This is a genomic window from Paenibacillus sp. 01L418 (assembly GCF_056400045.1).
The window spans coordinates 1-4,821 of sequence record NZ_JBFTSN010000459.1; the positions used below are offsets into that span (position 1 = coordinate 1).

5 protein-coding genes are annotated in these 4,821 nt (G+C 42.5%); 1 reads left to right on the top strand and 4 read right to left on the bottom strand.

Translation table 11 applies throughout. The features are described 5' to 3' along the window. Nucleotides 1-1,022 (top strand): phytoene desaturase family protein (locus AC1DSE_RS30265; protein WP_477528701.1); only part of this gene is annotated, 1,022 nt, incomplete at its 5' end. Between the two features lie 63 nt (nucleotides 1,023-1,085). Here the strand turns inward: AC1DSE_RS30265 and cydS are convergent. From cydS to AC1DSE_RS30285, 4 genes are all read right to left on the bottom strand, one after another. Continuing rightward, the gene (cydS, locus tag AC1DSE_RS30270; protein ID WP_441875572.1) at nucleotides 1,086-1,172 is read right to left on the bottom strand and encodes a cytochrome bd oxidase small subunit CydS family protein; all 87 of its coding nucleotides are present in this window, start codon (nucleotides 1,170-1,172) and stop codon (nucleotides 1,086-1,088) included. Between the two features lie 47 nt (nucleotides 1,173-1,219). Further along, nucleotides 1,220-2,233, bottom strand: a complete 1,014-nt coding sequence (locus AC1DSE_RS30275; protein ID WP_441875233.1) for a cytochrome d ubiquinol oxidase subunit II — start codon at nucleotides 2,231-2,233, stop codon at nucleotides 1,220-1,222. Then, on the bottom strand, nucleotides 2,230-3,582 hold the full coding sequence (locus tag AC1DSE_RS30280) for a cytochrome ubiquinol oxidase subunit I (RefSeq protein WP_441875236.1): 1,353 nt from the start codon (nucleotides 3,580-3,582) through the stop codon (nucleotides 2,230-2,232). The genes AC1DSE_RS30275 and AC1DSE_RS30280 overlap by 4 nt, the downstream gene beginning before the upstream one ends. Nucleotides 3,583-3,964: 382 nt before the next feature. Next, nucleotides 3,965-4,821 (bottom strand): GerAB/ArcD/ProY family transporter (locus AC1DSE_RS30285; RefSeq protein ID WP_477528702.1); only part of this gene is annotated, 857 nt, incomplete at its 5' end.

The following is a 4,821-nucleotide window of genomic DNA, read 5'->3' on the forward strand; positions in this document are numbered from 1 at the left end:
AAGTTGACTTCCGACTGCTTGCGGGTTTGCTGCGGATTCGTCCATGGCTGACATTGGAACGGCTGCTTCGCCGTTACTTTAGGCATCCACATACACTTGCACTCTTAGGACGGTATGCGACCTATGTTGGATCGGCTCCTCGGACGGCTCCGTCTATTTTTGCAATGCTTGCTCATTTGGAGCTGCAGTTAGGTATTTATGGAGTGAGAGGCGGCACCTACCAGATTGTGGAGGCATTCGGCCGCCTTGCTCAGGAGCTTGGTGTAACGATTCATACGTCCGAGAGTGTTCAACAGATTACATCAGTAAACGGTCGCATCACAGGTGTTGTTACGAGCAAAGCGGACTATAAAGCTGATATCATCATCGCAAATGGTGATGTRCTGGCTATTTGCAAAAACCTGCTGGAAGAATCAAAGCGACCAAGCATGAGCAATGCCAAAATCTCATCGTATGAGCCATCGTTATCAGGTTTTGTTTCCCTCATTGGCAGTAAGAAGACCTACAGCCAGCTGCTGCATCATACTGTGTTTTTCCCAGAACACTATGGCAGTGAGTTTGACGACATCTTCCAGCAAAGAAGAGCACCTCAGAACCCTGCAATTTACATTTGCCATTCAGGTTACTCAGAGGATGGGATGGCCCCTGCTGGAGGCAGCAACCTGTTTATCCTGACTAACGCTCCATACACTTCTCCGCTGTTGAACTGGGAGCAAGAAGCCGAATCGTATCAGAAAAACATTTTAACGAAACTTGAAGCATATGGCTTGTCTGGTTTAATTGATGATTCAGAGTTTTCAGCAGTCTACACTCCTGACCAAATGCAAAAGCAGACATCGGCATACCGCGGAGCTATATATGGCATTTCCTCCAATACAGCGCGGCAAACCTTTGCCAGACCCTCCAATCAAGCTGATCTAAAGGGTTTATGGTTTGTCGGAGGTACGACGCATCCAGGCGGGGGAACACCGATGGTAACCCTATCGGGGCAGCTTGTAGCAGAGGCTATACTTTCATCGTGAATATAGATCTTAATAAAAAACGCGTCCAATTCCAAAAGGAAAAAGACGCGTTTTTTAATGAGATTATTCCCTAGGCGAAGTTTGGCCTTTAGCACCCCATACAAATAGGAACACAACTGCAATGCCTATTATGAGAAGAGGGGCAATCATAATTAAAGTAATTTCCAATATCGTACACCTGCTTTCGTTTACGGTATTTATTTGCCTTTGACGTATTTAGTGTTAAATAAAAACAGACGCATCAGCAAGTATAGTGAAGGGATCAGAAGCAGCAAGCCGAGTACAAATGCTATGATTAGCGCAATAGCCATCGAGTCATTGGTGAAATTATCGTGTATGGTCAAATAGGGATACAGAATGTAAGGCAGATGAGCTGAGCCGTATCCATAAAAGGCGAATGCAAACTGCAAAATGACGAAGATAAACGATAATCCAAGTCGCTGGCGCTTCCACACCAAGTAAACCGCTAACATAAAAAAGAGAAAGGATAAAGCGAACATCCATGATCTATCCAGCATTTTCTCATAGTGCTCACGATTATGGTCATGGATGGCGAAGAAAACAAGAAGGCTGCTAAGTATTGTCGGTAAGCTCCATACGAGCGCGTATGTTCGAACGATCTTAAATGCAGGAGCATCGCCTGCTTTATGGGCATAGAAGCTTAAGAACATAGCCGATATGTACAGCACGCTTACAAGGGCGAGCAGAACAACGGACCAGGAATAGCTGCTTCTAAACAGTTCGTTAACGAGAAATACTACTTTTCCTTCGTCTGTAACCTTGATGTATCCTCCTTCTGAGATCGTTAGTACTGTTGATAAGGCAGCTGGAATAAGCAAGCCGCTAGCCCCGTACATGAGTGTATAGATTTTCCGACTTCGTGAGCCGTAATGATTAAAAGCATAATAAGCCCCTCGAATAGCTAGCAGCACAATGGCAATGCTTCCCGGTATAAGCAAGGCAGTTCCATAATAATAGGCGGTATCCGGAAAAAATCCGATAAACCCGACAAAAAAGAACACGAGAAAAACATTCGTGACCTCCCATACTGGGGACAAATACCGATCAATGATGGAATGGATCAGATGCCTCGTTCCAGTAATAGAGCTGTAATAGCTGAAAAAACCGGCGCCAAAATCAATAGAAGCGATAATGAGATAGCCAAACAGAAAAGTCCAGAGCACGGTAATACCAATGACTTCATAACTCATAATGGATCATGAGCCTCCTTCTCGTAGGCAGCTATTTCATCTTCAGCGTGATTATTTCGGAACATTTTTATTAGAACTCTTACAGAAGAAATGCCGAGCACAAGATAAAGCAGAGCAAATAGCAAAAGCATCAAATCGACATGATCGGATGTCGTTGCACCTTCCGCAGTACGCATAATGCCTCTTAAGATCCACGGCTGCCTGCCAACCTCTGAGAAAATCCAACCATGCTCAATGGTGAGTATCGCTACTGGAGCAGCAATAACAACGGCGCAAAGAAGCCAGCGGCGGTATGTATTCCCTTTTTTTCGAACCATTTCAATAATAAACAGAAGGGAGACCAGCACCATAAAGGCTACATAAGCCATCTTAATGTCAAAGAGGTAATGAATCCATAGAGGCGGATGCTCATCCTCAGGAAATTCATTTAATCCAGTAACCTCAGCAAACGGATTGCTGTGAGCGAGAATGCTTAGGCCAAACGGGATTTTTAGTCCGTATTTCACTTCATTGTCTTCGGTAAGGATACCTCCGAGTATAAGCGGCGCTTTGCCCATCGTTTCAAAATGCCACTCCGTTGCAGCCAGCTTCTCGGGTTGATATTTTGCAAGATATTTTCCCGACAAATCTCCGATAAGCGCTGTAGAAATCATAAAAACAAAGGCACAAACCATTGTGAGCTTTAAAGCTTTCTTATAGTAAATATGGTTTTTTCCTTTAAGCAGCGACCAAGCCGTAATGGCTGCGAGTATGAATGCGCAGGTTAAGTAAGCTGAAGAGAGCACATGTGCTACCTTAGTCGGCATGGCCGGGCTAAGCATTGCTGCAATAGGATTAACGTCCGCGATTTCACCATTAACTAAAGTAAATCCAACCGGGTAATTCATAAATGCGTTCACGATCGTAATGAAGAAAGCTGAAGCTGAAGAACCAATAACGACGGGAATCAACAGCCAAAAATGCGTCATCCTACTTTTAAAGCGATCCCAAGTGTAGAGGTAAATACCGAGAAAGATGGCTTCAAAAAAGAATGCAAAGGTTTCAAGGAAAAGAGGCAGGGAGATAGATTGTCCAGCAACTCTCATAAAGCTTGGCCATAGCAGACTTAGCTGCAGGCCAATAGCTGTTCCTGTCACGACGCCTACTGCAACGGTGATTACATAGCCACGAGCCCAGCGCCTTGCAAGCAGCAGGTAATGAAAGTCATTTCGTTTAATGCCGATCCATTCGGCTAGTGCTATCATCAGCGGGATGCCGACACCTATCGTGGCATAGATGATGTGGAAGCCAAGGGTGAGAGAGGTTAGTATACGACTGAATACAACGGGATCATAGCCGTTAAGCAGCATGGAATTCACTCCTTAGATGATTGATTCTTGTTTGAACTAGCTCATAAATTTTCGGATGATCGACAGCRGCATGAGCAGTGTCACAACTGCACATAACATAATTAATTTTTTTTCCTGTTGTTTTGGACGATTTTGTTTGTTTTCTTTCATGATTTCACTCGCTTTCAAACTATGTGATGTATTTCACAATGAATAAATGATTACAGCTTCCAATTGGGCTGAAATCAGTATGCCCTTTATGAAGTGAAAATAATATGACTCGATAGAGCTATATGGAGGGTGAAATGTAACGAATCGATGAACAATGCAGGAGTAGGGGAGTGTAATTAATAAAGGCCGTCCAATCATCTAAATGACTTGTTGGACAGCCTATTTTCAAACGTTAGTTTTTTAAAAACTGTTTTCGAAACGCATGAACGACTAATAAAATCAAAGGAAGAATGAGTCCGTATGTCGAGACATAAGGTATCCATGCTCCTTTGTTGAATTCAATTCCATGAAGGACATTAGGATGTAAAATGAGGGAAAATACGACCATGATCATCCCTAAAGGTAACGTAAGTGAGCGGTAGTCTTTTAAGTTCAACGTTTGTGCAAGACCGATTACAGCTGCGTAAAAATACAGTGATGTTCTAAAAAAAATCGTGACAAACCATATTCCAGCCATTATGGCTTCAATACGTATAAAATTTCCTGTGTTTATTTTTTTGGCTAGCGCAAAACTTGGATACATATGCCTTCCTGTTGTATCAGGACCGAGAACTAGAATAGCCAAAGCGATAATAATAATTAAAATGATTCCCCCTATAAATGTGCCTATCAAAAAAGCTTTTTGTGCTTTTTTAGGTTGATTCACTGAAACAGGGAAAATCATTAAAAAAACAACAGGGGAAAGAGAGAAAATACTTGTGAAGATTAAAGTAGAACGAATCATCGGTTTTATTCCAGTATCAAATACGGGTTGAATGTTGTGATTGTCGATTTGCGGCGAGATGAAAATGACTAATATGATAAATAATAAAACGAACCAAGGGAAAAAAAACTCCGCTGTCCGAGCTAGATTTTCAAGACCAAGACGAACTCCCATGATGACTATGCAAGCAAAAAGAATATGAATAGCTTGCGCTGGTGTGTCGGCCATGATCTGTGTAGTTATAAAATCCGCCATATAATACAAAAGATCTGCCGCTGTAATGAATGCAAAAAAAACAAAGGTAATAGAAACGGCCTTTCCCAGCC

Coding starts and splice junctions, on each gene's coding strand:
- AC1DSE_RS30275 (WP_441875233.1), bottom strand. CDS start 2,233: ATGAGTTATGAAGTCATTGGTATTACCGTGCTCTGGACTTTTCTGTTT.
- AC1DSE_RS30280 (WP_441875236.1), bottom strand. CDS start 3,582: ATGCTGCTTAACGGCTATGATCCCGTTGTATTCAGTCGTATACTAACC.
- cydS (WP_441875572.1), bottom strand. CDS start 1,172: ATGATTGCCCCTCTTCTCATAATAGGCATTGCAGTTGTGTTCCTATTT.